Genomic DNA, 25,571 nt, shown 5'->3' with positions numbered 1-25,571 from the left:
AAACTCTCTGGAGTCGCCGAGCCTCCTCACCATCAGCAACCTTGATCGCCGAAGATGCCCTGCCGGCGCGGAATATGAGGGGAACTCGCCCTATTTCGCGCTACGGAACGTAGCCATCGAATGCCGTTCGGTGCCGAAAGACCTCACACACCGCAGTTGCACAGATCCGCTCAGTACTTGCGACGAAGTGTGGATCTCCCCTACGGTCTGGTCCGGACATGCAGCACGTAACGCCGCCGTCCCATTGCGAACGGTCAAGGGGAATGACCCGTGAACGCAGATCTGGAACACCCCCGCCCCGATGTCGGACTCCGCACCGACCGCGCCGGAACGCGCGTGCTCGTCACCGGGTACAGCGGCTTCGTCGGCTCCTGGCTGAGCACCGCGCTGCTCGTCGGCGGCGCCGAGGTGGTCGGCTACGCCACCGACGACACCCCGCACACCCGGGCCCGGGCAGCGGAGCTGAAGGCCCTCGGCGTCACCGGGGTCACCGGCGACATCCGCGACTTCGACGCGCTGCACGACGTCATGCGCGACGGCCGATTCGACGCCGTCGTCCACCTCGCCGCGCAGCCGCTCGTCAGCGTCGGTCTCGCCGACCCGCGCACGACCCTGACCACCAACGTCGTCGGCTCGGTCAACGTGCTCGAGGCCGTGCGGCTGTGCGCGCCGCCGGTGCTGCTGCACGTCACCTCCGACAAGTGCTACCGCAACCGGGCCTGGCCGTGGCCGTACCGGGAGATCGACGAGCTCGGCGGCGGCTGCCCCTACAGCGTCTCCAAGGCCGGCGCCGAGCTGGTGTTCGAGGCCTACCAGGAGCTGTACCGCACCGCCCGGCTGCCGGTCGCAGCAGGCTCGATCCGCTTCGGCAACATCATCGGCGGCGGCGATCACGCGGCGAACCGGCTCGTGCCGGACACGCTCGCGGCCCTGGCCGCCGGGCAGCCGATCCGGCTGCGCAACCCGGACGCCGTGCGGCCGTGGCAGCACGTCCTGGACGTCGTGCACGGCCTGCTGCGCCTCATGGACGGCCTCGGCTCCGGCGCCGTCGCCCCGGGCGAGGTCTACAACTTCGCGCCGCCGGGCAACGGCGCCAGCGTGCGGGAACTGGTCGACGCCCTCATCGCCGCGTGGACCCGGCACGGCGGCACCGGCGTGCCGGTCGTCGCCGGCCACGAGCCCGGATTCGCCGAGGACGGCGTCCTGCGCCTCGACGGCCGGCGGGCCGCGGCGGCGCTCGGCTGGCAGCACCGGTTCGACCTCGACGGCAGCGCCGAGGCCATCGTGTCGTGGCACCACGCGGTCGCCGCCGGCACCGCGGCCGTCGACGCGACCGCCGCCCAGTTGCACACCGTGCTCGGACTTCCCCGACTCCCCGACCGAACGGCAGGTGCCGCGCGATGAGCCACGCCTTCGTCTTCTCCCGCGAGTACCCGCCGAACACGGTCGGCGGCACCAGCACCGTCGCCCGCAACCTCGCCGCCGGATTGGCCGCGCTCGGCCGGCGAGTCGTCGTCGTGTCCACCCTCGCCGGCACCGACCGCGACTCCCGCGAGCACATCGACGGCGTGACGGTGTACCGCGCCGCCACCGGCCTGGTCTACAACGAGGAGTCCGGCCTGGCCGACCAGAGCGTGCGCAGCCACCGCCGGCTCTACGCCGCGGCCGAGGCCCTCGCCGACGAGCTGGGCCCGCCCGGCGTGGTGCTCCTGCCCGACCTGTTCTGCCACCCCGAGGCGACGATGTTCGCCCGCCGCCACGGCGTCGCAACCGTCAACATCCTGCTCCAGGACTTCCGGGCGATCGTGCCGTACGACCGCGACGCCCACCACGTGACGACCGGCGTCTCCGCCGACCGGCGCGACCTGGTCCTGCTGGAGGAGAAGGCGGTGACCGGCTGCGACCACACCGCCTTCATCAGCCAGGCGCTCAGCGACGCCATCACCGGCTACTACCCGCACAGCACCGCCGCGCACAGCGTCGTCCACCTCGGTGTCGACCTCGCCGAGATCGACGCCGTGCGCGCCGACCGGGACGGCCCGCGGCTGCGCGCCGAGCTGCTCGCCGGGCGGCCGGACACGTCGCTGCTCGTCGCCTGCGGCCGGCTCGTGCCGGTCAAGGGCTTCGCCGAGCTCCTGCGGGCGCTGCCCGACGTCCACGCCCCGGACACCGCCGTGCACCTGGCGCTGGTCGGGGTCGGCCCGGAGGAGCCCGCGCTGCGTCGCCTCGCCGGCGAGCTCGGGGTCGCCGACCGGGTCACGTTCCTGGGCGACATTTCGCGGCGGGCCGCGCTGAGCTGGATGTCGGTCGCCGACGTCGCGGTGGTCCCGAGCCTCTGGGAGTCCTTCTGCTACGTCTGCGCCGAGATGATGGCCCTGACGCGGCCGGTGGTGTGCACCGCCGTCGACTCGCTGCGCGAGCTGGTGCCCGACGCCCGCTACGGATGGCCCGTGCCGGTCACCGGCCCGTCGGGCGCGCGGGTGCTCGACCCCAGCGACCTCGCCGCCGCGCTCACCGCGGCGCTGGCCGACCCGGCGGAGGGAGCCCGCCGCGGCGCGGCCGCCCGGGCCCGCGTCGAGCAGCACTTCACCAACGCCCGCTTCGCGGAGGGCATCGCGGCGATCGCCGACCGGCTGGCCGGGCTGAGGAGCCATGCCTGAACCGGACCTCGCCGCCGTGCACGCCCTGTGCGCGGCGGTGACCCCGCCGGACCCGCGAAGCGCGCGCCACTCCCAGGTCCGCCAGCGGGCCCAGGCCCGGCCGCCGGACGCCCTCGGCGCCCTCGACGCCGTCGCGCACCGCGTCGCGGGCATCCGCCGGGACGCCGCGCCGGGGCCGCTCCCGGCCGTGGTGAGCGTGCTAGCCGGGGACCACGGCGTCGCCCGGCACGGCACGTCGGTGTACCGCCACGGCTACACCGCCCGCGTCCTCGAGCTGATCCGTGCCGGCCACGCGCCCGTCTGCACCCTGGCCGCGCGGGTCCCGGCCCGGGTCGAGTGCGCCGACGTCGGGCTGTCCGAGGCCGTCGGCGACCAGCGGTACAAAATCGGAACCGGCACCGGCGACATCACGCTGGACCCGGCGATGGCGCCGGCGCAGGCGATCCGGGCCGTTCTCGGCGGCGCGCGGTACGCCACCGAGCGGCTCGCCGACGCCGGGCTGCTCGCGATCGGCGAGCTGGGCGTCGGCAACACCACCCCGGCCGCCGCGCTCACCGCCCGGCTGCTGGACACCGCCGCCGCCGAGGTCGTCGGCGCCGGCTCCGGCGTCCCCGCCGACGTCGTCGCGCGCAAACGACACCTGGTCGACGTCGCCCTCGCCCGCCACGCCGACGTCCCCGCCGACGACCCGCTGGCCCTGCTCGCGGCCCTCGGCGGCTTCGAGATCGCCGCCAACGTGGGCGTCATCCTCGCCGCCGCCGGACGGCGCCAGGTGGTGGTCATCGACGGAACGATGACCGCGGTCGCCGCCCTCCTCGCGGTGCGGCTGTGCCCCGCGGCGGCCGGCTACCTCGTGGCCGCACACCGCTCGACCGAGCCCGCCCACCGCGCCCTGCTCGCCGGCCTCGGCCTCGAGCCCCTGCTCGACCTGGGCATGCGCCTCGGCATGGCGTCCGGCGCGACGCTCGCCCTGTCCCTGATCAACGGGGTCCTCGCGGTCGCCGCGTCGACACCGTCCGCACGCTCGGCCGGTCTCGTGCCGAGCCCGTGACCCGACCGCTCACACGTGCGTGATTCTCTCCCACTTGCTGGGCGGCTTCAGCGTGTGCGTGGCATGGAGGGCCGCGGTCACGGCCGTGCCCGCGACGGTGAGCTTGAGCGTGCCGACGCCGGCACCCGCCCCGACGCGGCCCCGAACGCTGCCCAGCGTCTCGATCCGGTAGGTCAGGCCGGGCCAGCCGAGCACGTTCACGTCGCCGCCCGGGACGAGCGTCGTGCTCCTGCCCATCGCCCCCCGGACGGTCGCCACGCCGTCGCCGGCGCCCACGACCCGGTACTGGTGCAGCAGGCCGCTGCTGGCCTGGATCAGCCGACGGGCGGCGTCGAAGGCGTCCGTCATGTTCGGACCGGGCGCGAGCACGGCGCCGATGAGCTTGTACCGGTGGCCTTCCGCGGAGATCTCGGCCGCGAAGAGCAGGCAGCCGCCGGCCTCGTCGGTGAATCCGGTCTTGATGCCGATCATCCCGTCCTGGTACAGCTGCGTGTTGACGTTGCTGACCTGTCCCACGACGGGGAGCGCGGCCTGCGGCATCGCCACGATCTGCGCGAACACTGGCATCTGCATCGCCAGCCGGCCCAGGGCGGCCTGGTCGGCGGCGGTGCTGACGGTGGCCGCTTCGAGTCCGGACGGGTCGGTGTAGTGCGTGTTCGTCATCCCGAGCTGGGCCGCGGCCTGGTTCATCTTGGTGACGAACGCGGCGTCGTCGCCGGCGTCCCACCGGGCCAGGATGTGGGCGATGTTGTTGGCCGAGGGCAGGAGCAGGGCCACGAGCGCCTGCCGCTCGGTGAGTGTCTCGCCGGCCACCACCTTGACCACCGACTCGCCGGAGGCGAACTGGGACGGGTAGGTGGCGGCCTCCTCGGCCGAGACGGTCAGCGTGGGGCCGTCCTCGTCCAGGCGCATGGGATGGTCCCGCAGGATGAGGTATGCGGTCATCACCTTGGCGACGCTGGCGATCGGCACGGGTCGTGAACCGCCGGAGGTGCCCACCCGTCCGAATCCGTCGACATCGACCGCCGCCTGCCCGGCCTTGGGCCACGGCATCACCGGCGCGGCGCCCGGGATCGTGTACGTCTGCGCGACGGTCTGCACGATCTGCGGCACCGGCACCGGCTTGGCCAACCCGTACGTGACGAATCCGCCGGCGGTCAGCACCACGGCCGCTATGGCCACGGACAGCCACAGCTCTCGACGGCGAGCCGGCCGCGGTGCGACCGCCGGCTCCAGTTCCGCACTGACCTCAGTGACCTCAGTGACCTCAGTATCGGTATCGGTCTCGGTCCCAGTAACGGTCTCGGTCTCGGTATTGGTCTCGGTCTCAGTATTGGTATTGGTCTCGGTCAACCCGACCTCCCACGGCCAAACGCTCAGCGAAGCCGCGCCCTACCCGAACCGACCGCTGGCTAACGTCCGAACCCGGCGTCGACTCCTGGCCGCCCGAAAGCTGGCGCCGATCGGCCTTTCGGGTGAACCGTCCGGCGGCGACCCGCGCGGTGTCCGCTCCGCGACGGCGTGATCGGCGGGAAGGCGGGACCATACGAGCCGTGACCATGCACCTGTACGACCGCAGCAGTCGGACCCTCGCCTACGCCAACCTCGACCTCGTCCTGCGCCAGGCCGTCGAGCGGCACGCCGAGGAGCGGCTGCTCGGCGCCGTCGCCCCGGTGGCCGGCGTCGACACACGATCGGTCAGCCTCAAGCGACGCGGGCTGTTCCACCGGGGCGAGCCCGAGCACCGCACCATCGGGCTGCTGCTCCCGCACGCCCTGATCGTGCTCACCGCCGGCGCCGAGCGCGGCGTCGTCGTGAAGTCCACCCGCCTCGCCGACATCGCCGCGATCCAGCGCGAGGACCCGCGGCTCGTCATCGATACCGGGGTCAGCGTCCAGGCGCGGTGGGACGGCGGCCGCGCCGCGTCCTGGTTCCTCGCGCTCGGCGACGACCCGGCCGGCCGGGCGTTCCACGAGACGCTGCACGGCGCGGTGGTGGCGGCGCGCCAGAGCGGCTGACGCACCGCCCGCCGGTCAGTCTGCTGCCAACGGCAGACTGAGGTGGAGGACAAAACGCCCGGCAGTCATGGCGGCCGAGAACCGGCCTCCTGCCGACGCGGCGCGTTCCCGCATGCCGATCATGCCGTGGCCCGTGCCCGGCCCCTGTACGCCCGGTTGGGCCGGATTGGCGAGTGTGATGTCAAGGGTGTCGGTGCTGTACGTGAGGTCCAGGTCCACGGCTCCTCCGCTACCGTGCTTGCGGGCGTTGGTCAGTGCCTCCTGCGCGATGCGGTAGGCGGCGAGGTCGGCGGTGCCGGTGAGTGGTCGCGGGATGCCACTGCGGGTCACCCGGACGTCGAGCCCAGCCTGGCGGAATCCGTCCAGCAGCGCGTCGAGTTCGGCGAAGGTGGGTGCGGGTTGCCGGTTGTCCGGCTCGTCGTCGGCACGGAGCAGGCCGACGGTCGCCCGGAGTTCGTCAAGGGCTGCCCGGCTGGTGTCCTTGATGCCGGCGAGGGCCTGGTAGGCGCGGTCCGGGTCGGTGCGCAGCAGGTGGTGTGCGACGCCGGCCTGGGCGTTGACCAGGGTGATGTGGTGGGCGACGACGTCGTGCAGGTCGCGGGCGATACGGACGCGCTCCTCGCGGACCTGCCGCCGGGCCTCGGTTGCCCGGTCTCGTTCGGCTTCGGCAGCCCGTTGGCGTTCCTGGGCCAGGAGCTTGCGCTGGTTGCGCACCGAGTCGCCGATCGCGACCGCGGCAGCGATGTAATTCAGCGGCAGCACGTTGCGGATGTCGAAGAGATGCCCCAGAAGCCACCACATGGAGCTGCCGGTGAGCAGCAGCACGGCGACGGCACCGTACGCTGCCGCGGTGCGCCTTCCGGCCTGCAGCGCGAGGGTGTACAACGCCACCATGGTCGGCACATCCGCCAGCACGAGGTGCGGCGGAAATGCCGGGAGGGCCGCCCCGCACAGCACCGTGACGACCACGACCGCGCGAGGGTGGCGCTGCCGCACCAGCAGCGCCCCGGCCCCGGCAAGCACGAGCACGAGCTGGGGAATCGTCGGCTTGAACAACCCGGGGCCGTGGCCGTAGGCAATCTGCGCCATACCGATCAGCGCGACCACCAGCGAGAGCCCGACGGCCCGCAACCCGCGCACGGTCAGCTCCGTCCCGGTGTGACGAGACCCGTCTCGTAGGCGAACACGACGAGCTGGGCGCGGTCGCGCGCGCCGATCTTCATCATCGCGCGGTTGACGTGTGTCTTGGCGGTCGCGGCGCTGATCGACAACCGCCGGCCGATCTCGTCGTTCGACAGTCCGCCTCCCGCGAGCGCGACGATCTCGCGCTCGCGGGTGGTGAGCTCGTCCAAGCGGGCGTCGGCATTGATGGCAGCCTGCTCCGGGACAGCGAGGAACCGGGCGATCAGCGCGGTCGTCGCGGCCGGTGACAGCAACGACTCCCCCGCGGCGACCGTGCGGATCGCTTGGAGCAGGTCGGCGGGGTCGACCCCCTTGCCGAGAAAGCCGCTGGCCCCGGCGCGCAGTGCGGCCAGGACGTGCTCGTCGGTCTCGAACGTGGTGAGGATGAGCACCCGGGTGCCGGCCAGGGTCTGCGCCCCGGCAATCCGACCGGTCGCGGTGATGCCGTCGCTGCCGGGCATCCGGATGTCCATCAGGACCACGTCCGGGCCGGTCTGCAACGCCTTCGCGACGGCCTCGTCGCCCGTGGAGGCCTCGCCGACGACCTCGATGTCCGGGGCGGCGTCCAGCAGCAGCCGGAAGGTGGCCCGGAGCAGTGCCTGATCGTCGGCGAGGAGGACGCGGATCGTCACGTTCGATGCCTTTCTGGTCATACGGTCGGTTCCATCATCCGACGGCGGCCGGCTCCCGCTCCCGCGCCGGCTGAACCTCCGGGGTTCCCTCGACCGCCACACGGGGCGTGATCTTCTCCGCCCAGCGCGGATACCACCAGTTGTATCGGCCGAGCACCGTCATCAGCGCGGGGATGAGGGTCATGCGCACGACGAAGGCGTCGACCAGCACGGCGAGCGCCAGGCCGACGCCGATGGCGGCGACGATCCGCTGCCCGCCGAACGCGAAGGAGGCGAACACCCCGACCATGATCAGCGCAGCGGTGGCGATGACCCGTCCGGTCTCGGTGACGCCGACCCGCACGGCCCGGCGGTTGTCGCCGGTGTGCGTCCACTCCTCATGCATCCGGCTGACCAGGAACACCTGGTAGTCCATCGACAGGCCGAACACGATCCCGACGATCATCACCGGGACGATGTACATGATCGGCGCACCGGAGCCGACCCGCATCAGCTCGCTGCCCCAGCCGAACTGGAACACGGCCGTGATGGCGCCAAGGCCGACGAGGATGCTCGTGATGTTGCTCAACGCCCCCACCAGCGGCACCAGGACGCTGCGGAACGCCACCGCCAGCAGCAGGAACCCGAGGACCGCGATGATGCCCAGGTACAGCGGAAGCCTGCCCATCAGCGCGTCGGCCAGGTCCTGACTCGAGGCCGCCTTCCCACCGACGTAGGCATGCAGGCCGGTCCCGGCTTCCGCGGAAGGGATGACGTCGCCACGCAGACGCTCGATGAGATCCGCCGTCTGCGCAGCCTGCGCACCGCTGGCGGGCACGATCGTCACCATACCGACCGTGCCGTCCGCCGACGCGCTCACCGGAGTCACCGAGACCACACCCGGCACCGTGGCGAGCCGGCCGGCCAGCTCCGCGAACGCCTGCTTCGACGGTGCGTCGGGGGTGCCCGCCGCGACGACGAGCGGGTTGTCGAAGCCCGCCCCGAACGCGGACGACGTCATCACGGCATACCGGTGCGACCGCGACCCGGACGGGTCACTGCTCGCGTCGGCGTCACCGACGCGCATCCGCAGGACCGGCGTTGCGAGCACCACGACCACCACCAGCGCAAGGGGAACCACCAGCCACGGCGCCCGTTGGACCAGCCGAGCCCACCCGGCGGCAAGGCCGTCCGGCCGGTGGTGCTCGACGACGCCCTCGGCCAGCTGCGCGCGCTGCCGCTTCGACAGCACCTTCACCCCCAGCTTGCCCAGCAACGCCGGCAGCAGCGTCAACGCGGCCAGCACCGTGCACGCCACGGTCACCGCCGCGGCCTCGCCCATGCCGGTGAGCACCCCCATGCCGACGACTCGAATCCCGACCAGCGCCACGATGACTGTCAACCCGGCGAAGACGACCGCCCGGCCGGAGGTGTCGACCGCCCGGACCACCGCATCCGTGACCGATTGACCGGCGAGCAGCCCCTTGCGGGTGCGGTTGACGATGAACAGCGCATAGTCGATACCGACGGCCAGACCCATCATCGACGCCATCGTGACCGACGTCGCGTCCAGCGTGACGACGTGCGAGCCGACCGCGACGAGCAGCAGCGACACGACCACGCCGACGATCCCGGTGATGAGCGGCAGCCACGACGCCCACCACGACCGGAACATCAGCATCAGCAGCACCAGCGCCACGATCAGGCCCACGGCCTCACCGCCGTGGCTCGGCTGCGGCTGGTGTTCGAAGGCGGTACCGCCGTAGGTCAGCTCAACCCCGCTGAGGTGAGCCTGGTCCAGGATCTTCTCGACGCCTGCGACGTCCGCGTCGGACTGCAGGATCACTCGGGCATACGCCGTATTCGCCGACGTCGCCACCTGCTGTGCGCCGGCCTCGCTGTACGGGCTCACCACGGAGACCACGCCGGGTTGCTTGCCGACCTCGTGCAGCAGGCCGTCGATCTCCTGCCGCACCGGCGCCGACGTGATCGAACCAGCCGTCGCGTGCCACGCGACCTTGCCCGTGGTCGTGGCCTCACCGCCACCACCGGACATCCGGGCGAGCAACGAATACGCCTTCGACGACTCGCTGTCGGGCATCTCGGCAGAGGTCTTGAACGCCGTCCCGCCGACGACCACCAGGGCGAGCAGACCCGCCGCCAGCAGCAGCCAGGCGGCGAAAACGGACTTGCGGTGCCTGACGCACCAGCGTGCCAGAACAGACACGGAGAAGATCCCTTCGTCACCACGGTGGAGCAGAACGCCTCCACTGTCGCGACCAGGTCCGTCCCACGTCGTCGGCCGGCCGCGGTGATCGTGCGTACCGCGATCGCCGCAGCCGAGCCGTGCGTACCGCCGATGGAGTACCTGGCGAGTCGGCCAGGCGTCGCAACGGCGCGGTGCCGAACGCGTCGCCGCACGCGGGCCGGCGACGACACGTTCGGCTCAGACAAGCGTCATGCCTTCGGGGTCTTCGCCATCACGCCCTTCACGAGGGCGGTCATGTTCGTCTTCATGGCGTCGGAGTCCCACGGCGCGGTGCCGCCCGCGTTGAACCGGACCTCGACGTACAGGTTCTGCTCGACGCAGACGAGGACCGCCTCGATGCGCTTGTCGCCCGCGCTGAGCCGCCTGCTGTAGAAGCCCTGCGAGCCGCAGCCGGTGACCTTCTCGTCGTTGAAGCCGGAGATCTTCGGGTACGCGTCGGAGGACTCCTGGTAGCGGGCCGCGGTGTCGTCGTCGACGTTGGCGAACACCTTGAGCGTCTGAACGCCGTCGGCGGCGGAGAGGGAGTACTCGCAGCCGTTGAGGGTGTACTTGGTCTTCTCCTCGAGGGGCTCCCCCGCGCCGGTGCCGGCACGCGGGCCGAGCAGGCTCGGGTCGGCGAGCGCGCACCGGTCGGTGGGCTGCTTGTAGCCGCCGCCCGGGTTCGCGGCCCGGGTAGCCGCCGGGGAGGCCGAGTTGGTGGCCGGCTTGTCGTCGTTGCCGTCGGCGAGGACGAGGACCGCCCCGAGGACGAGGCAGAGCACGATCACCCCGCCGACGAGGCCGAGGACGAGGCCGAGGACGTTCCTGCGTCTCGGCGAGCGGCTCGCCGGCAGGTACGGCGAAGTTGTATAGGGAGCGCCCTGGTAGGGCGGCTGGTGTGGCGCGTTCATGGTCATCAAGTCTGGTGGCATACGGGCGGGCGCACGGTCGGGCGGTGGATGCCGGGAAGGTCGGCTATCCGACCGTTGTCGGCTTTGCACCGGGTGCCGCCGCTTGTGCGCTCAGCCGCCGATACAGCGGCCGCTGCCGGTGTAGCAAGCGTGGTCGTTCTGGGGCGGCGGTGAGGAGGGAATGGCGCGGACGGGGTAGTAGTCGTCGTTGACGGTGACCATGACCACGTACTGGTACCGCGGGAAAAACGTCGAGACATCGACGGACTTCTGCTCGCGATAGGCGGGGTTCGAATACCGCACAGTGAGCGCTTCGGGGCCCTGAATTGGGCCGGGCGTCGCCGGCTGCCGCATCCAGTCGATCTGGATGGTGGCGTTCTTGGTGTAGTACAGCGGCGGCTGGGACAGCCCGCCGCTTGCGAACCAACCGGCTTTCTGAAGGCCCTGGTCCCAGCCGGCTTTGTCCGGTATGTCGGCGGTGCCGAGGTACGCGGTCACCACGCGCTGGCACTCGACCCAGGACCCGCCGAACATCGAGCCGGACGAGCGGATGCCGCACACGTCGGTCACCGCCGTGGCGTCGGCCCGGCCGATGACGGCCAAGATTTCGGACATTCGCGCGTCGAGCGCCGCGGTCGACGTCCGGTCGGCTTCGATCACGGCCGATGACGAGGCCAGCCTGGCGGGCTCGGACGGCCCCGGAGACCTGTCGCGAAACTGCAAGCCGGCATTGCCGCAGCAGATTGCCAGGATGGCCAGCAACAGCAACGGCACCATCAGGAGCGCGACGGTGCGCGGCGAACCACGGTGCGACATTGGCATCACTGAATTGTCGAGCCCCAAGGAAACGCGACGGTGTCCTTCTCGCATCGACCTCGCCGCAACCGCCACGGCCGGCGGACCCGGGGCGGTCCAGAAACAACCCGGATGCCCCCTCCCGCCGCGGCACGTGCCGGGGCATGGTGAAGGTGGAAGGCAGTTTCCCCGCGGTGGATCCGCCGACATCGGGAGGTTGTCATGACCGCCAATCGCCGACCGGTGACCGTGGGTGTCGACGGCTCGCCGGCCAGCTTCGGCGCGGTCCGCTGGGCCGTGGACGAGGCGGTGCGCCACGGGCAGCCGCTGCGGGTCACCCACGCGATCGCCGTCGCGGGCGCCCTCGAACGGGCGGCCGACGAGCACGAGGTCGCCCTGCACGCCGCGGTCGAGGCCCGCACCTGGCACCCCGGCCTGCACGTCACCACGTCCACGTGGCGCGGCAGCCCGGCCCGTGTGCTCCTCGACCAGTCGCAGTCCGCCTCGCTCCTCGTGGTGGGCAGCCGGGGAATGGGAGGCTTCGGCTCGCTGCGGATCGGCTCCGTCGGCCTGCAGGTGGCCGCGCACGCGCACTGTCCCGTGCTCGTCGTGCACCATGCGGAGCGGTGGGCCGGCCCGGACGTACCGCTGCCGCAGCATCAGCCGATCGTCGTCGGCGCCGACAGCTCCGCGCACGCCGAGTTCGCGGTGGAGCTGGCGTTCGCGGAGGCGATGTCGCGCGGTGTGCCACTGGTCGCGGTGCGCGCCTGGCAGGAGCCCGCCCACCATTGGGGCCGGGCCACGGACCTCACCCAATGCGCCGCCGGGGCCTACGACATGCTGGCCGCCGGGCTGGAACCGTGGCGGGCGAAGTACCCGACCGTGCCGGTCGACCTGCGCACCGTCCGCGGCGCGCCGGCTCCGGTGCTGCTCGCGGAGGGCCGCGACGCGCTCATGATCGTGCTCGGTCCTCGCGGAACGGGCGGCTTCGACGACCTCAGCATGGGCTCGGTGACCCAGCAGGTGCTGGACCACGCCTCGGCCCCGGTCCTCGTCGCCCGCCACTGACGCACGCCTTCACACGTGTGTGCCGGCGCCGGACGCGCCTTCGCCGGGCTCACTGGCGGACCGCGGCGACGACGAGCTCGACCACGCGGTCGACGGCGGTCGCCACGGCCGGGGTCAGGCCGGTGCCGTATCCGGTGTCCGCCGCCTCGATGCCGAGCAGCAGCATGCGGTCGGGAAGCCGATCGAGCTCCCGGGCCAGGGCGACGGCATCGCCGAGATCCACGGCGTGGGAGCTGGTGCTGCCCCCGGCCCCGCACGGGCGGCCGGCCACACGCCGGCGGTGGACATGCCCGGCCGGGGCGTGGTGCGTGTGGACCGTGTCGACGACGACGGCGAGCCGGCGCCGTTCCCACAGCGTGATGAGGGTGCCGGGCTCGCCGTCGCTCTCGGCCAGGGCGACCCCGGGCAGGCCGGCGTGCCGGAGCCGCTCGACGACCGCCGGGCCGGCGCCGTCGTCACGGCGGAACGGGTTGCCGACACCGATCACGACGACCGGCGGGTTCATCGGCGTTCCAGGGTGAGGTCGAGGAAGTGGGTGGCGCAGGAGATGCACGGGTCGTAGTTGCGGATCGCCTGCTCGCACTGGGCGGTGAGTCGTTCGTCGTCGAGGTTCAGCCGGTCCTGCACGTACCGGCGCAGGTCGTCCTCGATGCTCGGCTGGTTCTGCGCCGTGGGCGGCACGATCCGGGCGCTGCGGATCGTGCCGCCGCCGTCGAGCTCGTAGCGGTGAAACAGGGCCCCGCGCGGCGCCTCGGTGGCGCCGTATCCGATCCCGGCACGTGGCAGCACCTCCAGGTGAGGCGGTGCCGGAGGCTCGTACGCCTCGATGATGCGCAGCGCCTCATCGAGGGCGTAGACCATCTCGACCGCGCGGACCACGATGCTGCGGAACGGGTTGTCGCAGCGCTCCCCGAGGCCCGCCGCGTCCGCGGCCTGCCGGGCCGTCGGCGACAGCGCGGCGTGGTTGAGCGTGTACCGGGCGAGGGGGCCGGTGAGGTACTTCCCCGCGCCGGCCAGCGCCGCGTGCAGAGCGGTCGAGTGCGCCGCCTGCGTTTCGACGATGTGGTCCTCGAAGTCGCGCACCGGGAACGACCGGCCGGCCGACGTCCGCGGCTCCCCGCGGTCGATCGGGTACCGGTCCGGGTCGGTCAGCGCGAGCAGCTCGTGGCCGACGGTGAAGTCCGGGAACGGGAAGCCGGCGACCCACTCGACGGTCGCGAGGGCGTGTTCGAGGGCCGGGCGCAGCGTGTCACGGGCGAGCGCCCGCAGTTCACTCGGCGACGGGGCTTGGTAGAAGCCGCCGACGCGGACGTTGATCGGGTGGATCGCGCGGCCGCCGATGCGTTCGAGGATGGCGTTGCCGGCCTTCTTGAGGGCCAGCCCGCGCTCGACGGCGCCGCGGTGCTCCCGTGCCATCTCCACGACGCCGGGGTACCCGAGGAAGTCGGGCGCGTGCAGCAGGTACACGTGCAGCGCGTGGCTGGCGACCCACTCGCCGCAGTACAGCAGCCGGCGCAGCTCGGCGATCGGCCCGCCGACCCGCACGCCGCACGCGTCCTCGATCGCCAGACAGGCGCTCATCTGGTACGCCACCGGGCAGATACCGCAGATGCGGGCGGTGATGTCGGGTGGCTCGAGGTGGCCGCGGCCGCGCAGGAACGCCTCGAAGAACCGTGGCGGTTCGTAGATGCGCAGCTGCACGTCCGTCACCGTCGCCCCGTCGACCCGCACGTGCATCGCCCCTTCGCCCTCGACCCGGGCGAGCGCACCGACGCGCAGCGAACGGTCGTTACGGTGACTCATCGCGGCTCCCCTGCTCGGCGGCCGCCCGGAACTCGGGCTTGGCGGTGTGGAAGGTCCGGAATACGCGGGCCACGTCGGCCGGGGACATGCCGAGGCTGCGCAGCGACGCGACCATGGCGGCGGTGTTGGGCTTCGCCATCGGGCCGAAGCAGCCGTAGCAGCCGCGGCCGTACGCGGGGCAGAGCGCGCCGCACCCGGCACGGGTGACCGGGCCCAGACACGGGATGCCCTGCGCCACCGTCACGCAGGCCGTCCCGCGCAGCTTGCACTCCTGGCAGACGCTGTGCACGGGCAGGCCCGGGCGGCGCCCGGCCAGCACGGCGGTCAGCACGCCGATGAGCTGGCGCCGGTCGATCGGGCACCCCGGCAGCTCCAGATCCACCGGAACGTGGGCCGAGATCGGCGTCGACTCGGCCAGGGTCGCCACGTACTCCGGCTTGGCGTAGACGACGGAGGTGAACTCCCGGACGTCGGCGAAGTTGCGCAATGCCTGGACGCCACCGGCATTGGCGCACGCGCCGATGGTGATCAGCATCCCCGACTGCTCCCGGATGTGGTGAATCCGCTCGATGTCGTCCTGCGTGGTGACGGATCCCTCGACGAGGGAGACGTCGTACGGGCCCTCCACGACCGCGCTGGAGGCCTCCAGGAAGTGGGCGATGTCGACGTGCTCGCTCAGCGGCAGCAGCTCGTCCTCGCAGTCGAGCAGGGTGAGCTGGCAGCCGTCGCAGGAGGCGAACTTCCACACCGCGAGCGTCGGCCGTGTCGTCACCGTCATCACAGCTCCTTGACCGTCAGCAGCGGGCCGGCCTCGTCGTAGCCGACCACCGGGCCGTCCCGGCACAGCAGCAGCGGCCCGAGCTGACAGTGCCCGCAGTGGCCGAGACCGCAGTGCATGTTGCGCTCCAGCGACAGCCACACCTGGCCGGCCGGCACGCCCAGACCGACCAGGCCCCGGGCGGCGAACCGCATCATGATCTCGGGGCCGCACACGCAGGCGACCGTGTCGGCCGGCCGGTGCTCGAGACGGCCGTACAACTCGGTCACCACGCCGACGTGTCCGCCCCACTCGGCGGTGGCGCGGTCCACCGTCGTGTACACGTCGAGCCCGGCGGCGCGCCAGTCCTGGTACTCGCCGGGGTACAGCAGGTCGTCCGGGGTCCGCGCGCCGATCAGCACGGCCACCCGCCGGTAGCGGTCCCGATCGGCCATGGCGTGCCGGACGACCGGGCGCAGCGGGGCCAGCCCGAGCCCGCCGGCGACGACGACGAGGTCGGCACCGGCGGGGCCGGGCAGCTCCCAGCCACGGCCGAACGGTCCGCGCACGCCGAGCATCGCGCCCGGCTCGGCCCGGCACAGGGCGCCACTGGTGGCCCCGACCGCCCGGATCGTGTGTAGCGGGCCGTCCTCGCCGTAGCCGGAGACGGAGATCGGCACCTCGCCCACCCCGAAGGCGTACAGCATGGCGAACTGGCCGGGCCGGAAGACCGGCAGCGGCTCGTCGACCGGCTCGATCGCGAGGGTGACCGTGTCGCCGGTCTCGCGCCGGCGATCGCTCACCCGGTACCGGGCGGCGGTCATCGTGCTCATGCCGGTGCCTTGTACAGGTCGAGCAGCCGGATTCTGGTCGCCTGCATGCGCTCCACGACGACGGCCATGAACCGCTTCGTCAGCTCGTAGCCGAGATCGGGGTCGGCGTCGCACAGCGCGCGGACGCCGGCGCCGTCGACCGCGATGCTGAGCACCTGGTCGACGGCGACGGCGCCGAAGTGCCAGCGGTACGGCGGAAACATCCAGGACCAGCCGAGGACCGTGCCGGGGCCGATCGTCTCGATGACGGCGTCGCCGCGGCCGGGCACCCGGATGTCGAGGTGGACGCAGCCTTCGCGGATGAGCCAGAACCGCTTCGCGCGGCCGTTCTCCTCGAAGATCCGGGTGCCGGCGCGGAACGGCGCGGGGCGCGCCCAGCGCGACAGGCGCTCGACGTGGCCCGGCGGCAGCCCGGCGAGGAACGGATGCGCGACGAGGATGTCGTACGTGGTCATCATGGCAGGTCCCCGTCGGGTGGGTGCGCGTTGAGGGCGTGCAGTTCGGCGGTGACGTCGATACCGACCGGGCACCAGGCGATGCAGCGGCCGCAGCCCACGCATCCCGACTCGCCGAACTGGTCGTGCCAGGTGCCGAACTTGTGGGTGAGCCAATGGCGGTAGCGCCCGGCGTTCGACTCGCGCACCGGCCCGCCGTGCAGCGAGGTGAACTCCAGGTCGAAGCAGGACTCCCAGGACTCCCAGCGCTCGGCGTGCTCACCGGTCAGGTCCGTGGTGTCGGTGACCGAGGTGCAGAAGCAGGTCGGGCAGACCATCGTGCAGTTGCCGCAGGTCAGACACCGCGACGCCACGTCGTCCCACTGCGGGTCCGCGCGGTGACCGGCCAGCAGCGTGCGCAGGTCGGCCTCGGGCAGGGTCCGGCCCATCCGCGTCGCGGCGGACTCCACCGCCCGCTGCGCGGACCCGATGTCGTCGGCGGATGCCGGCGTCGCCGGAACCCGGGCGAGCACCGCTTCGCCGCCGGCCGTCCCGCTGTCCGCCAGGTACGTCCCGTCGGGGCGTTCGGTCAGCACGATGTCGTAGCCGGTGTCGGCGCCGGGTCCGCCGCCCGCCGACACGCAGAAGCAGGCTCCGCCCGGCTCGGTGCAGTTGACCGCGACGATGAGCATCTCGGCGCGGCGCGCGGCGTACCGTTCGCCGTCGCCCAGGACGTGGCCGAGCACGGCGATCGCGCGCAGGTCACAGGGGCGGACGCCGAACAGCGCCAGCCGCCGCGACGGCTCGGGCTCGTCGGTGACCGTGAAGCCGTCGGCGGATCTGTCGGCCGAGCACAGCTGCTGCCGGGGCGGATGGAGCACCTGCTTCCACGACTGCGGGCCGGACGTGTGCGTGAACGCGAGCCGCTCGTCGCCGGGCCGCAGCCGGTAGATGCCCGCCTCGACCTCGGTCCGCCGGCCGTACGGCAGATCCGCCGCGCCGCCGATCTCGGTGAGCACGATCGCGTGCCCGCGCACCGTCGGGCCGATGATCGTGCGGCCGTCCTGTCGCAGGGCGGTGAAGAGGTCGTTGAGCCGGGACAACACCACCGGGGCCATCGCGCGCGCCTCCACAACTGAGCGTGTCGGAACCACTACCCCGTCACGGCCGTTCCACCCCCGATGTCAGCAGATCCGGGGCAGTTGCTCGCCGACGAGCATGTCGACGACCCGGCGGCCGCCCATGAGGGTGCGCATGACCACCCGCCCTGGGTGCTCCCCCACCACCGACCCGAGCCGGACCGCATCCCGCCCCTCCGGCCTCGCCCGCATCGTGGCCAGCAAGGGCTCGGCGAACTCGGGCGCCACCACCGCCACCAGGCAGCCCTCGTTGGCCACGTGCAACGGATCCAGGCCGAGCAGCTCACACGCCGACGCCACCGGTGCCGGTACCGCGACCGCCGCCTCATCGATCTCGATCCCCACACCCGCCGCGGCGGCGATCTCGGTCAGCGCCGAGGCCACCCCGCCCCGGGTCGGGTCACGCATGACGTGGACCGCCGGCCCGGCGACGCCCACCATCGCCGCGACGAGCCGGTGCAGCGGGCGGGTGTCGGAGGCGATCTCGGCCTCGAACCCGAGCGCCTCGCGCGTGCTCAGGATGGTCGTGCCGTGCGCGCCGATCGGCCCGGACAGCAGCACGACGTCCCCGGGACGGGCGAACGCCGCCGACACTGCGGCGCCGGGCAGCCGGCGGCCGAGCCCGGTCGTGGTCACGAACAGGCCGTCGGCCGCACCGCGCCCGACGACCTTCGTGTCGCCGGTGACGACCGGCACGCGGGCGGCCGCCGCCGCGGCGCCGACGGAGGCGGTGACCCGCCGCAGATCGGCGACCGGGAAGCCCTCCTCGACGACGTACGCCACCGCGAGCGCCAGCGGCGTCGCCCCCATCATCGCCACGTCGTTGACGGTGCCGTGCACCGCCAGCACGCCGATGTCGCCGCCGGGGAAGAACAGCGGGCTGACCACGAACGCGTCGGTGCTGACGACGAGGTCCAGGCCGTCGACCGCCACCACGGCGGCGTCCTCCGGCACGGTCGCGGCGGCGGCGGCGCCGAGGGCCGGCACGATGACGTCGCGCAGCAGCTCCGCGGACAGCTGGCCGCCGCTGCCGTGCCCGAGCAGCACTTTCTCGGTCTCGGCGAGCGGCATCGGGCACGTGCCGCGCGACGGGTCGGCGGCCGTCATCGCAGTCCCGCGCCGGCCGCCGGGCGCGCACGCCCCGCGTTGTAGTAGGCGGCGCACGTCCCTTCGGCGGACACCATCGGCGCGCCGAGCGGCGTGCGCGGGGTGCAGAGGCTCCCGTAGGCGGCGCAGTCGGTCGGCACGCGCGTGCCCCGCAGGATCTCGCCGGCGATGCAGGCGGGGTGCTCCCGGGTGGTCCGGCCGGCCACGGCGAAGCGCAGCTCGGCGTCGTATCCGGCGAACTCGTCCGCGAGCATGAGGCCGCTGCCGGGGATGGTGCCGATGCCGCGCCAGGCGCGGTCGCCGATGCGGAACACACGGCGGATCGCGTCCTGCGCCTCGGTGTTGCCCGAGCGGCGCACGGCGCGGGCGTACTGGTTCTCCACCGCCGCACGACCGTCCTCGAGCTGCCGGACGGCCATGAGGATGCCTTCGAGGAGGTCGAGCGGCTCGAACCCCGTGACCACGATCGGCACCCGGTAGCGGGCCGCGATCGGCTCGTACTGTGTCCACCCCATCACCGCACAGACGTGCCCGGCGGCCAGGAACGCCCGCACCTCGCAGTCCCGCGCGTCGAGGATCGCCGTCATCGCGGGCGGCACCAGCACGTGGCTGACCAGCATGCTGAAGTTGGGCAGCCCGAGCTGGTGGGCCCGCAGCACGGCCATGGCGTTGGCCGGGGCGGTGGTCTCGAAGCCGACGGCGAAGAACACCACCTCGCGGTCGGGGCGATCGGCGGCGATCCGGACCGCGTCGAGCGGCGAGTAGACCACGCGGACGTCGCCACCGCGGGCGCGCCGCGACAGCAGGTCGGTCTCGCTGCCCGGCACGCGCAGCATGTCGCCGTACGAGGTGAAGACGACCTCGTCGCGCCCGGCGATCTCCACCGCCTTGTCGATGAGCTCCAGCGGCGTCACGCAGACCGGGCACCCCGGCCCGTGAATCATCCGCAGCCCGGCCGGCAGGAGCTCGTCGATGCCCTGCCGCACGATGGTGTGGGTCTGGCCGCCGCAGACCTCCATCAGCGTCCACGGCCGCGTGACCGCCGCGCCGATCTCGGCGAACAGGCGCCGGGCGAGGGCCGGGTCGCGGTACTCGTCGACGTACCTCATGGCGCAGCCCCCGCTCCACCGGCGAGCTCCCGCTCCAGGACGTCGCCCATCGCCCCCAGAACCTCCAGCGTCCGCCGCGCCTCGGCCTCGTCCACGAGGCTGATGGCGAACCCGACGTGCACGATCACGTAGTCGCCGGCCCGCGCCTCCGGGACGTAGGCGAGGCAGACCTCACGCGCGACACCGCCGAAGTCGACCGTGCCCATCAGCAGGCCGCTCGCGTCGTCGGCCGACACGATCCGGCCCGGAATGCCCAGACACATCCGGCTCACCCCCCGCGCATCCGGGCGGCGGCGACCGCCGCCTGGCCGTAGCTGATTCCGCCGTCGTTGCTGGGCACCAACTCGTTGACCAGCGGCTCCAGCCCCGCACCGGACAGTCCCCCGACGACGGCCTCCACCAGGAGCTGGTTCTGCATGACCCCGCCGGACAGGCAGACGGTCCGCAGCCCGTACCGCGCCGCGACGTCGGTGCACAGGGCGACGGTCACGGCGGCGATCGTGGCGTGGAAGCCGGCGGCGAGCGGCCCCGCGCCGACGCCGTCCCGCACCGCCTCCAGCAGCGCCAGCAGCGTCGGCGCGGGGTCGTACACCAGCAGGCCGTCCCGTCTCGTCAGGCGCCACGGCAGTTCGGGCGCGGCGGGAAAGCCGGCCGCGAGCGCCTCCAGCGCGACCGCGGCCTCGCCCTCGTAGGTCGCGTCGTCACGAACACCGAGCAGCGCGGCGACCGCGTCGAAGAGCCGCCCCGCGCTCGACGCGAGCGGGCAGTTGACGCCCCGCGCGACCATCCGGCGCACGGTGGCGACCTCACGCTCCGGCAACCGGCGCAGGAACGGGTCCGCGGCGCGCGGCACACGTTCGTCGGGCAGCTCGCCGCCGAACAGGTAGCCCAGCGCCATGCGGGCCGGGCGCCGCACCGCGGCCCCACCGCCGGGCAACGGCGCCCGGGCGAAGCGGGCCACCCGCCGGTACGAGACGAGGTCGGCGACGAACACCTCGCCGCCCCACAGCGTGCCGTCGTCGCCGAGGCCCAGACCGTCGTACGCCACGCCGACGAACCGGCCGGTCACACCGTGCTCCGCCGCGCACGACGCGACGTGGGCATGATGGTGCTGCACCGCGATCCGGCGCCCGACCGGCAGCGCCGCGGCGTACTGCGTCGACAGGTACCCCGGGTGCGGGTCGTGCACGACGACGTCCGGCGCGACGCCCGCGACCCGGGACAGCCGCGCGAGGTTCGCCGTGAACGCCTCCATCGTGGCCTGCTGCTCCAGGTCGCCGGTGTGCGGGCCGACGAACGCGTTCCCGCCGTCGGCCAGCGTGAACGTGTGCTTGAGCTGCGCGCCGACGGCCAGCAGCGGCCGCGGCGCGGGCACCGGCAGGGCGATCGGCTCGGGCGCGTAGCCGCGGGCGCGCCGCAGCAGCGACACCCGCCCCGCCACGACGCGGGCCACCGAGTCGTCGTATCGGGACCGGATCGCCCGGTCGTGGCTCAGCAACCCGTCGGCGATCCCGGCGAGGCGCCGCCGGGCCTCGGCGTCGTCGGCCACGATCGGCTCGTCCGAGACGTTGCCGCTGGTGACCACCAGCGGGCGGGCCAGATCGGCGAGCAGCAGGTGGTGCAGCGGCGTGGTGGGCAGGAACAGCCCGAGCCTCGGCACGCCGGGCGCCACCGCGCGCGCCACGGGGCCGTCCGTTCGCCGGGTCAACAGCACCACCGGGCGCGCGGGCGAGCAGAGCAGCACGGCCTCCACCTCGCCGACCCGGGCCAGCCGCCGCGCCGCCGCCACGCTGTCGACCATGACGGCAAACGGTTTGGCCGGGCGATGCTTGCGCTCGCGCAGCCGGGCGACGGCGGCCCCGTCGGTCGCGTCGCAGACGAGCTGGTAGCCGCCGAGCCCCTTGAGCGCGACGACACCGCCTCGGCCGATGCGGTGCTCCGCCGCGGCGAGCGCGTCATCGCCTCGGGCGACGGCGTCGCCCGTGCCGTGCCATGCCAGCCGCGGGCCGCACGCCGGGCAGGCGATCGGTTCGGCGTGGAAGCGCCGGTCGGCCGGATCGGCGTACTCCCCCGCGCAGCCCGCGCACATCTGGAAGTCCCGCATGCTCGTGCGGGCCCGGTCGTACGGCAGGGCGTCGACGATCGTCGCCCGTGGGCCGCAGTCGGTGCAGTTGACGAACGGATAGCGGTACCGCCGGTCGCCGGGATCGAACAGCTCGGCCAGGCACCGGTCACAGGTGCCGAGGTCGGGCGGAATCCGGCCCGGCCCGGCGCCGGGCGTGTGCGGGCGGTTCGACCGGGTGACCCGGAAGCCGGTGCCGGGCGCTGGCGGGCGACCGTGCAGCTCGCGCACCCGCACGTCGGCGACGCGGGCCTGGACCGGGGCCTCGGTCCGCAGCCGGGCGACGAGCGCGTGCAACGCCTCGGCCGGGCCGGCGGCCTCGACCACCACGACGCCGCCGTCGTTGCGGACCCAGCCGTCCAGGCCCAGCCCGCGGGCCAGCCGGAAGAGGAACGGCCGGAACCCGACGCCCTGGACCGTCCCGTGAACCTCGATACGGTACGCCACCCGCGTTGCGACCGTCTGCACGAGTTCAAGTCTCGTCCGCGCACACGCACCCGCACACAAAAGTTCGGGACTTCTCACCCGTCACGGTCGCAGGCCGGCGTCGACCATCGCGTCGTACGGCCCGGCGCCGGCCCCGTCCGCCGCGGCGGCCACGGCCGCCCTGACCCGCCAGCCGTCGACCGCGAGCGCGGCGGCCGCGCCGATGGCTGGACGCCCGTCGAACCCCGATGAGCGCAGCAGCGCGCGGGCGTCCCGGCCCACCCGTGCCCACCAGCCCGCCTCCGCCCGCCAGAGCGCGTCCGGCTCCGCGATGCCGTCGAGTGCCCACGCGGCCGTCGCCGGAAGGGCCGCGACGAAGCCGGCGAACGACGCGGCATCCAGGGCGCGCCGGCCGAGCAGACCGGCGGCGCGGGCGCGGGCCGCCTCGGTGAGCGGGCGGCGGGTGAGCCAGTGCTCCCGCGCCACCATCAGCGCGAGGCCGCCCGCGGCCCAGGGCTCGGCCCCGGGAACCGCCGCGGCGCGCACCGCCCAGGCGGCCCGCATGCCCTGCCCGATCGCGCGGGCCGTCGCGGCCCCGGGGTCACCCCACGCGGAGGACGCCAGCGCCGCCCGCACCTGCTCCACTGTGAACGTGGCGGACAGCGGCGGCCGGACGACCGCCAACGACCCCAGCCGGAACGGCGCGGGGCCGTCATGCCCGCGTCCGTGCCGCAGCATCCGTTCGACGTTGCGGATCTCGAACCAGCCGGCCATCGCGCGCAACTGCTCGGCGCCGTCCCGCGGCAGCCATCCCGCGAGGATCCGCGCATGCCACAGCACCGTGCGGGCCACCGCCTCCTGCACCGCCGGCGCGTCCTGGCCCGGGCGCACCTCGCGGCCGTACGGACCCGGCGTCAGCAGGCCGATCGCCTCGTCGAGCCCCGGACTCCCGGCCAGCGCCCGCGCCACGGCAGGACCCACACAACGCCGGGCGAGGGCCCGCGCCCGCACGGCGCCGGCAACATGTGCGGCACCGGATCGCATACCCCCAGAATGCGCCGCGGCGAGCCGGTGCCGACCGTCCGGCGAGGGTAGGTACCGGCCGTGACGACGCTGCGGCAGCTGCTGCAACGGTTCCGGCCGTCCGGTCCCCCGGGCGCCGCCGGGCGGGTCGCGGTGCCCGCCGATCGGGCCGCCCGGGCCGAGGAGGAACTGCGCCAGGTCTTCGCCGTGCTCGCCACCGCCGACGCGGAGGCCGCCGCGATCCGGGCGGCGGCGGACGCGGAGGCCACACGGCGACGGCGCCGGGCCGGCCTCGCGGCGCAACGGATCGTCGCGGCCGCGCGCTCCCGGGCGCAGCATGCGCGCGCCGAGGCGTTCGCCGCCGCGCGCGCCGACACCGCCCGGGCCGCGGAGACGGTCATCGCCGACGCGCAACGCACGGCCGAGGCGCTGCGTGCCCACGGCCGAGCGCGCCTCGACGCCGCCGTGCCGCCGATCGTCTCGGCCGCACTGGACGAGGTGTACGGCACCGGCCGGGACCCGGGCACACCATGACAGCGCCCGAGCCGGCGTCGTGGCGGCAGCGGCTGCGGCCGGTGCGGATGACGCGTGTCGCGCTGGTGGCGCCCGAGGACGCGCTCGACGCGATCCTGGCCGAGGTCGGGTCGGCCGGCGTGGTCGAGCTGGAGCCGGTCGATCCCGGCGCCGGTCCCGACGCCGGTGATGCCGCGGCGATGGACTTCGACCGGATGCGGGCCGCGGCGCTGCATCGCCACGGCGCGGCCGCGTACCTGGGCTGGTGTCCCGAGCCGGCCCGGCGGGCATTGTCCCACCGCCTGGCGCCGCTCGGTGGAGCCCTCGCCACCCTGCCCCCGCCGCCCGGAGCCGAGCCGCCGACGCTGCTCGCCCCGTCCGGACGGGTGAGCAGGTCCTTCGCGCCCATCGTCGAGACGTACGGCGCGGTGCCCTACGCCGACGTCGACCCGACGCTGCCGGCCGGAGTCGCCTACATGGTGATGTTCGGCATGATGTTCGGCGACGCCGGCCACGGCCTCGTCCTGGTGCTGGCGGCCGCCGTCCTGGCCCGGCACCCACCCCGGCGCTACCCCCGGCTTCGCGACGCGTGGCCGTTCGTCGCCGGCGCCGGGCTGGCCAGCACCGTCTTCGGGGTGCTCTACGGCGAGTTCTTCGGGCCCACCGGGCTGCTGCCGGCGCTGTGGCTGCGGCCGTTGGCCGAGCCGGTGCGGCTGCTGGTCGCCGCGGTCGGGCTCGGCGGGGCGCTGCTGGCCGTCGCCTACGTGGTGGGCATCGTGAACCGCTGGCGGGAAGGCTCCGCCGCACTGGCCTTGTACGCGCCGTCCGGCATCGCGGGCGCCGCCGTCTTCGCCGGCCTGGGCCTGCTCGCCGCCGGAGTCTTCGCCGCCAGCATCCCGCTCGTGGCCGTCGCGGTGGCCGTCGCGGCCGCCGGACTGATGGTCGCCGCCGCCGGCCTGTACACCGCCGCGGGTGGCGGCGGTGCCGCCGTGGCCCAGACCGTCGTCCAGCTCTTCGACCTCGTCATCCGGATCTGCGCGAACCTGGTGTCGTTCGCCCGGCTGGCCGCGTTCGGGCTGACCCACGCGGCGCTCGGCGCGCTCGTGTGGGCCGGCACCACGGCGCTGTGGCAGCGGGGCGGGACGTGGACCGTCGCCGCGGTGGTCGTCTTCGCGCTCGGCAACGCGCTCGCGTTCGGCCTCGAAGCCGTCGTCGCCGGAGTCCAGGCGCTGCGCCTGGAGTACTACGAGCTGTTCTCCCGGGTGTTCGAGGGGACCGGCCGCCCCTTCCGGCCGTGGCGCTGTGTTCCGGCTACCAAGGAGGTTCAGCGGTGAACGCACTCTGGCTCGGCGCGGTGCCGGCTGTCGCGGTGGTCGCCTGGGCGGTGCGGCGAACAGCCACCCGGCGGCCCCGGCTGCTGACCCGCGCGCTGCTCGTGGTGAACGCCGCGCTCTTCGCGGCCGCCACCTCCGCGGCGGTCCTGCTGCTCACCGCGAGCCCGGCCGGTGCGGGCACCACGGCGCTCGCCCCGGCCGGGACGGGCAGTGCCAGCTGGGCCGCGCTGCTCGGCGCGGCCATCGCGGTGGCCGGCTCGTCGATCGGCGCGGCGATCGCCGTGGCATACACCGGCGCCGCGGCGCTGGCGGCGCTGAGCGAGCGCCCCGAGCTGTTCGGCCGCGCCATGGTCGTCGTCGGCCTGGCCGAGGGCATCGCGATCTACGGACTCATCGTCGCGATCATCCTGATCGGCAGGGCGTGAGC

At 73.7% G+C, this 25,571-nt stretch carries 25 protein-coding genes; 8 read left to right on the top strand and 17 right to left on the bottom strand.

Features of this window, described 5'->3' with window-relative positions; all coding sequences use genetic code 11:
- Window positions 1–270: 270 nt before the first annotated feature.
- The 3 genes from rfbG to ABT369_RS10330 are packed head-to-tail and all read left to right on the top strand — an operon-like array spanning window position 271 to window position 3,711.
- Window positions 271–1,404 carry a CDP-glucose 4,6-dehydratase gene (gene rfbG / locus ABT369_RS10340; protein WP_350611431.1) on the top strand — a complete coding sequence of 378 codons (1,134 nt, stop codon included), beginning with the start codon at window positions 271–273 and terminating at the stop codon, window positions 1,402–1,404.
- Window positions 1,401–2,660, top strand: coding sequence for a glycosyltransferase family 4 protein (locus ABT369_RS10335; protein WP_350611430.1), 1,260 nt, complete (start codon window positions 1,401–1,403; stop codon window positions 2,658–2,660). The genes rfbG and ABT369_RS10335 overlap by 4 nt, the downstream gene beginning before the upstream one ends.
- Entirely contained in the window at window positions 2,653–3,711 is a 1,059-nt protein-coding gene (locus tag ABT369_RS10330; protein ID WP_350611429.1) for a nicotinate-nucleotide--dimethylbenzimidazole phosphoribosyltransferase, read from the top strand. The genes ABT369_RS10335 and ABT369_RS10330 overlap by 8 nt, the downstream gene beginning before the upstream one ends.
- A gap of 9 nt (window positions 3,712–3,720) precedes the next feature.
- Here the strand turns inward: ABT369_RS10330 and ABT369_RS10325 are convergent, their stop codons facing one another.
- Window positions 3,721–4,893, bottom strand: a complete 1,173-nt coding sequence (locus ABT369_RS10325; protein ID WP_350611428.1) for a D-alanyl-D-alanine carboxypeptidase family protein — start codon at window positions 4,891–4,893, stop codon at window positions 3,721–3,723.
- 371 nt (window positions 4,894–5,264) lie between these two features.
- On the opposite strand from ABT369_RS10325, the gene ABT369_RS10320 reads away from it, so the two are divergent.
- The gene (locus ABT369_RS10320; RefSeq protein ID WP_350611427.1) at window positions 5,265–5,729 is read left to right on the top strand and encodes a hypothetical protein; all 465 of its coding nucleotides are present in this window, start codon (window positions 5,265–5,267) and stop codon (window positions 5,727–5,729) included.
- 15 nt (window positions 5,730–5,744) lie between these two features.
- Here the strand turns inward: ABT369_RS10320 and ABT369_RS10315 are convergent, their stop codons facing one another.
- From ABT369_RS10315 to ABT369_RS10295, 5 genes are all read right to left on the bottom strand, one after another.
- Complete coding sequence (locus ABT369_RS10315) at window positions 5,745–6,869, bottom strand: sensor histidine kinase (protein ID WP_350611426.1); 1,125 nt, start codon at window positions 6,867–6,869, stop codon at window positions 5,745–5,747.
- Window positions 6,870–6,871: 2 nt separating this feature from the next.
- Window positions 6,872–7,543 carry a response regulator gene (locus tag ABT369_RS10310; protein ID WP_350611425.1) on the bottom strand — a complete coding sequence of 224 codons (672 nt, stop codon included), beginning with the start codon at window positions 7,541–7,543 and terminating at the stop codon, window positions 6,872–6,874.
- Window positions 7,544–7,577: 34 nt separating this feature from the next.
- Window positions 7,578–9,749, bottom strand: coding sequence for an MMPL family transporter (locus ABT369_RS10305; RefSeq protein WP_350611424.1), 2,172 nt, complete (start codon window positions 9,747–9,749; stop codon window positions 7,578–7,580).
- A 230-nt stretch (window positions 9,750–9,979) separates the two neighbouring features.
- Complete coding sequence (locus ABT369_RS10300) at window positions 9,980–10,681, bottom strand: hypothetical protein (protein ID WP_350611423.1); 702 nt, start codon at window positions 10,679–10,681, stop codon at window positions 9,980–9,982.
- Window positions 10,682–10,792: 111 nt separating this feature from the next.
- Window positions 10,793–11,503: a hypothetical protein gene (locus ABT369_RS10295; protein ID WP_350611422.1), complete on the bottom strand. Its 711-nt coding sequence runs from the start codon at window positions 11,501–11,503 to the stop codon at window positions 10,793–10,795.
- A 195-nt stretch (window positions 11,504–11,698) separates the two neighbouring features.
- Here ABT369_RS10295 and ABT369_RS10290 point away from each other — a divergent pair, with 195 nt between their 5' ends.
- Window positions 11,699–12,544, top strand: coding sequence for a universal stress protein (locus ABT369_RS10290; RefSeq protein ID WP_350611421.1), 846 nt, complete (start codon window positions 11,699–11,701; stop codon window positions 12,542–12,544).
- A 49-nt stretch (window positions 12,545–12,593) separates the two neighbouring features.
- Here the strand turns inward: ABT369_RS10290 and ABT369_RS10285 are convergent, their stop codons facing one another.
- The 11 genes from ABT369_RS10285 to ABT369_RS10235 all read right to left on the bottom strand — a co-directional run bounded on the left by ABT369_RS10285 (window position 12,594) and on the right by ABT369_RS10235 (window position 23,243).
- Window positions 12,594–13,049 (bottom strand): hydrogenase maturation protease, encoded by a 456-nt coding sequence (locus ABT369_RS10285; protein ID WP_350611420.1) that lies wholly within the window; start codon window positions 13,047–13,049, stop codon window positions 12,594–12,596.
- The gene (locus ABT369_RS10280; RefSeq protein ID WP_350611419.1) at window positions 13,046–14,347 is read right to left on the bottom strand and encodes a Ni/Fe hydrogenase subunit alpha; all 1,302 of its coding nucleotides are present in this window, start codon (window positions 14,345–14,347) and stop codon (window positions 13,046–13,048) included. The genes ABT369_RS10285 and ABT369_RS10280 overlap by 4 nt, the downstream gene beginning before the upstream one ends.
- Window positions 14,334–15,125, bottom strand: a complete 792-nt coding sequence (locus ABT369_RS10275) for an NADH-quinone oxidoreductase subunit B family protein (protein WP_350611418.1) — start codon at window positions 15,123–15,125, stop codon at window positions 14,334–14,336. Before ABT369_RS10275 ends, ABT369_RS10280 begins: the two co-directional genes overlap by 14 nt.
- Window positions 15,125–15,937 carry an FAD/NAD(P)-binding protein gene (locus tag ABT369_RS10270; RefSeq protein ID WP_350611417.1) on the bottom strand — a complete coding sequence of 271 codons (813 nt, stop codon included), beginning with the start codon at window positions 15,935–15,937 and terminating at the stop codon, window positions 15,125–15,127. The genes ABT369_RS10275 and ABT369_RS10270 overlap by 1 nt, the downstream gene beginning before the upstream one ends.
- Window positions 15,934–16,395 (bottom strand): cyclic nucleotide-binding domain-containing protein, encoded by a 462-nt coding sequence (locus ABT369_RS10265; protein ID WP_350611416.1) that lies wholly within the window; start codon window positions 16,393–16,395, stop codon window positions 15,934–15,936. The genes ABT369_RS10270 and ABT369_RS10265 overlap by 4 nt, the downstream gene beginning before the upstream one ends.
- Window positions 16,392–17,489, bottom strand: coding sequence for a 4Fe-4S dicluster domain-containing protein (locus ABT369_RS10260; protein ID WP_350611415.1), 1,098 nt, complete (start codon window positions 17,487–17,489; stop codon window positions 16,392–16,394). The genes ABT369_RS10265 and ABT369_RS10260 overlap by 4 nt, the downstream gene beginning before the upstream one ends.
- A 66-nt stretch (window positions 17,490–17,555) precedes the next feature.
- Complete coding sequence (hypE, locus tag ABT369_RS10255; protein WP_350611414.1) at window positions 17,556–18,617, bottom strand: hydrogenase expression/formation protein HypE; 1,062 nt, start codon at window positions 18,615–18,617, stop codon at window positions 17,556–17,558.
- Window positions 18,614–19,726 carry a hydrogenase formation protein HypD gene (gene hypD / locus ABT369_RS10250; RefSeq protein WP_350611413.1) on the bottom strand — a complete coding sequence of 371 codons (1,113 nt, stop codon included), beginning with the start codon at window positions 19,724–19,726 and terminating at the stop codon, window positions 18,614–18,616. The genes hypE and hypD overlap by 4 nt, the downstream gene beginning before the upstream one ends.
- Window positions 19,723–19,989, bottom strand: a complete 267-nt coding sequence (locus ABT369_RS10245) for a HypC/HybG/HupF family hydrogenase formation chaperone (RefSeq protein ID WP_350611412.1) — start codon at window positions 19,987–19,989, stop codon at window positions 19,723–19,725. The genes hypD and ABT369_RS10245 overlap by 4 nt, the downstream gene beginning before the upstream one ends.
- Window positions 19,990–19,994: 5 nt before the next feature.
- Window positions 19,995–22,316 carry a carbamoyltransferase HypF gene (gene hypF / locus ABT369_RS10240; RefSeq protein WP_350611411.1) on the bottom strand — a complete coding sequence of 774 codons (2,322 nt, stop codon included), beginning with the start codon at window positions 22,314–22,316 and terminating at the stop codon, window positions 19,995–19,997.
- 60 nt (window positions 22,317–22,376) lie between these two features.
- Complete coding sequence (locus tag ABT369_RS10235; protein WP_350611410.1) at window positions 22,377–23,243, bottom strand: hypothetical protein; 867 nt, start codon at window positions 23,241–23,243, stop codon at window positions 22,377–22,379.
- A 135-nt stretch (window positions 23,244–23,378) separates the two neighbouring features.
- Between ABT369_RS10235 and ABT369_RS10230 the strand changes: the two genes are divergently transcribed.
- Genes ABT369_RS10230 through ABT369_RS10220 form a run of 3 tightly spaced genes read left to right on the top strand, consistent with a single transcriptional unit; the run spans window position 23,379 to window position 25,569 of the window.
- Window positions 23,379–23,831 carry a hypothetical protein gene (locus ABT369_RS10230; RefSeq protein WP_350611409.1) on the top strand — a complete coding sequence of 151 codons (453 nt, stop codon included), beginning with the start codon at window positions 23,379–23,381 and terminating at the stop codon, window positions 23,829–23,831.
- The gene (locus ABT369_RS10225; RefSeq protein WP_350611408.1) at window positions 23,828–25,144 is read left to right on the top strand and encodes a V-type ATPase 116kDa subunit family protein; all 1,317 of its coding nucleotides are present in this window, start codon (window positions 23,828–23,830) and stop codon (window positions 25,142–25,144) included. Before ABT369_RS10230 ends, ABT369_RS10225 begins: the two co-directional genes overlap by 4 nt.
- Window positions 25,141–25,569, top strand: a complete 429-nt coding sequence (locus ABT369_RS10220; protein ID WP_350611407.1) for an ATP synthase subunit C — start codon at window positions 25,141–25,143, stop codon at window positions 25,567–25,569. The genes ABT369_RS10225 and ABT369_RS10220 overlap by 4 nt, the downstream gene beginning before the upstream one ends.
- The last annotated feature ends 2 nt before the right edge of the window (window positions 25,570–25,571 follow it).

Origin of the sequence: Dactylosporangium sp. NPDC000244, from assembly GCF_040300725.1 — a bacterium.
Lineage (GTDB): Bacteria > Actinomycetota > Actinomycetes > Mycobacteriales > Micromonosporaceae > Dactylosporangium.
This window is presented reverse-complemented; position numbering and strand designations above follow the sequence as displayed.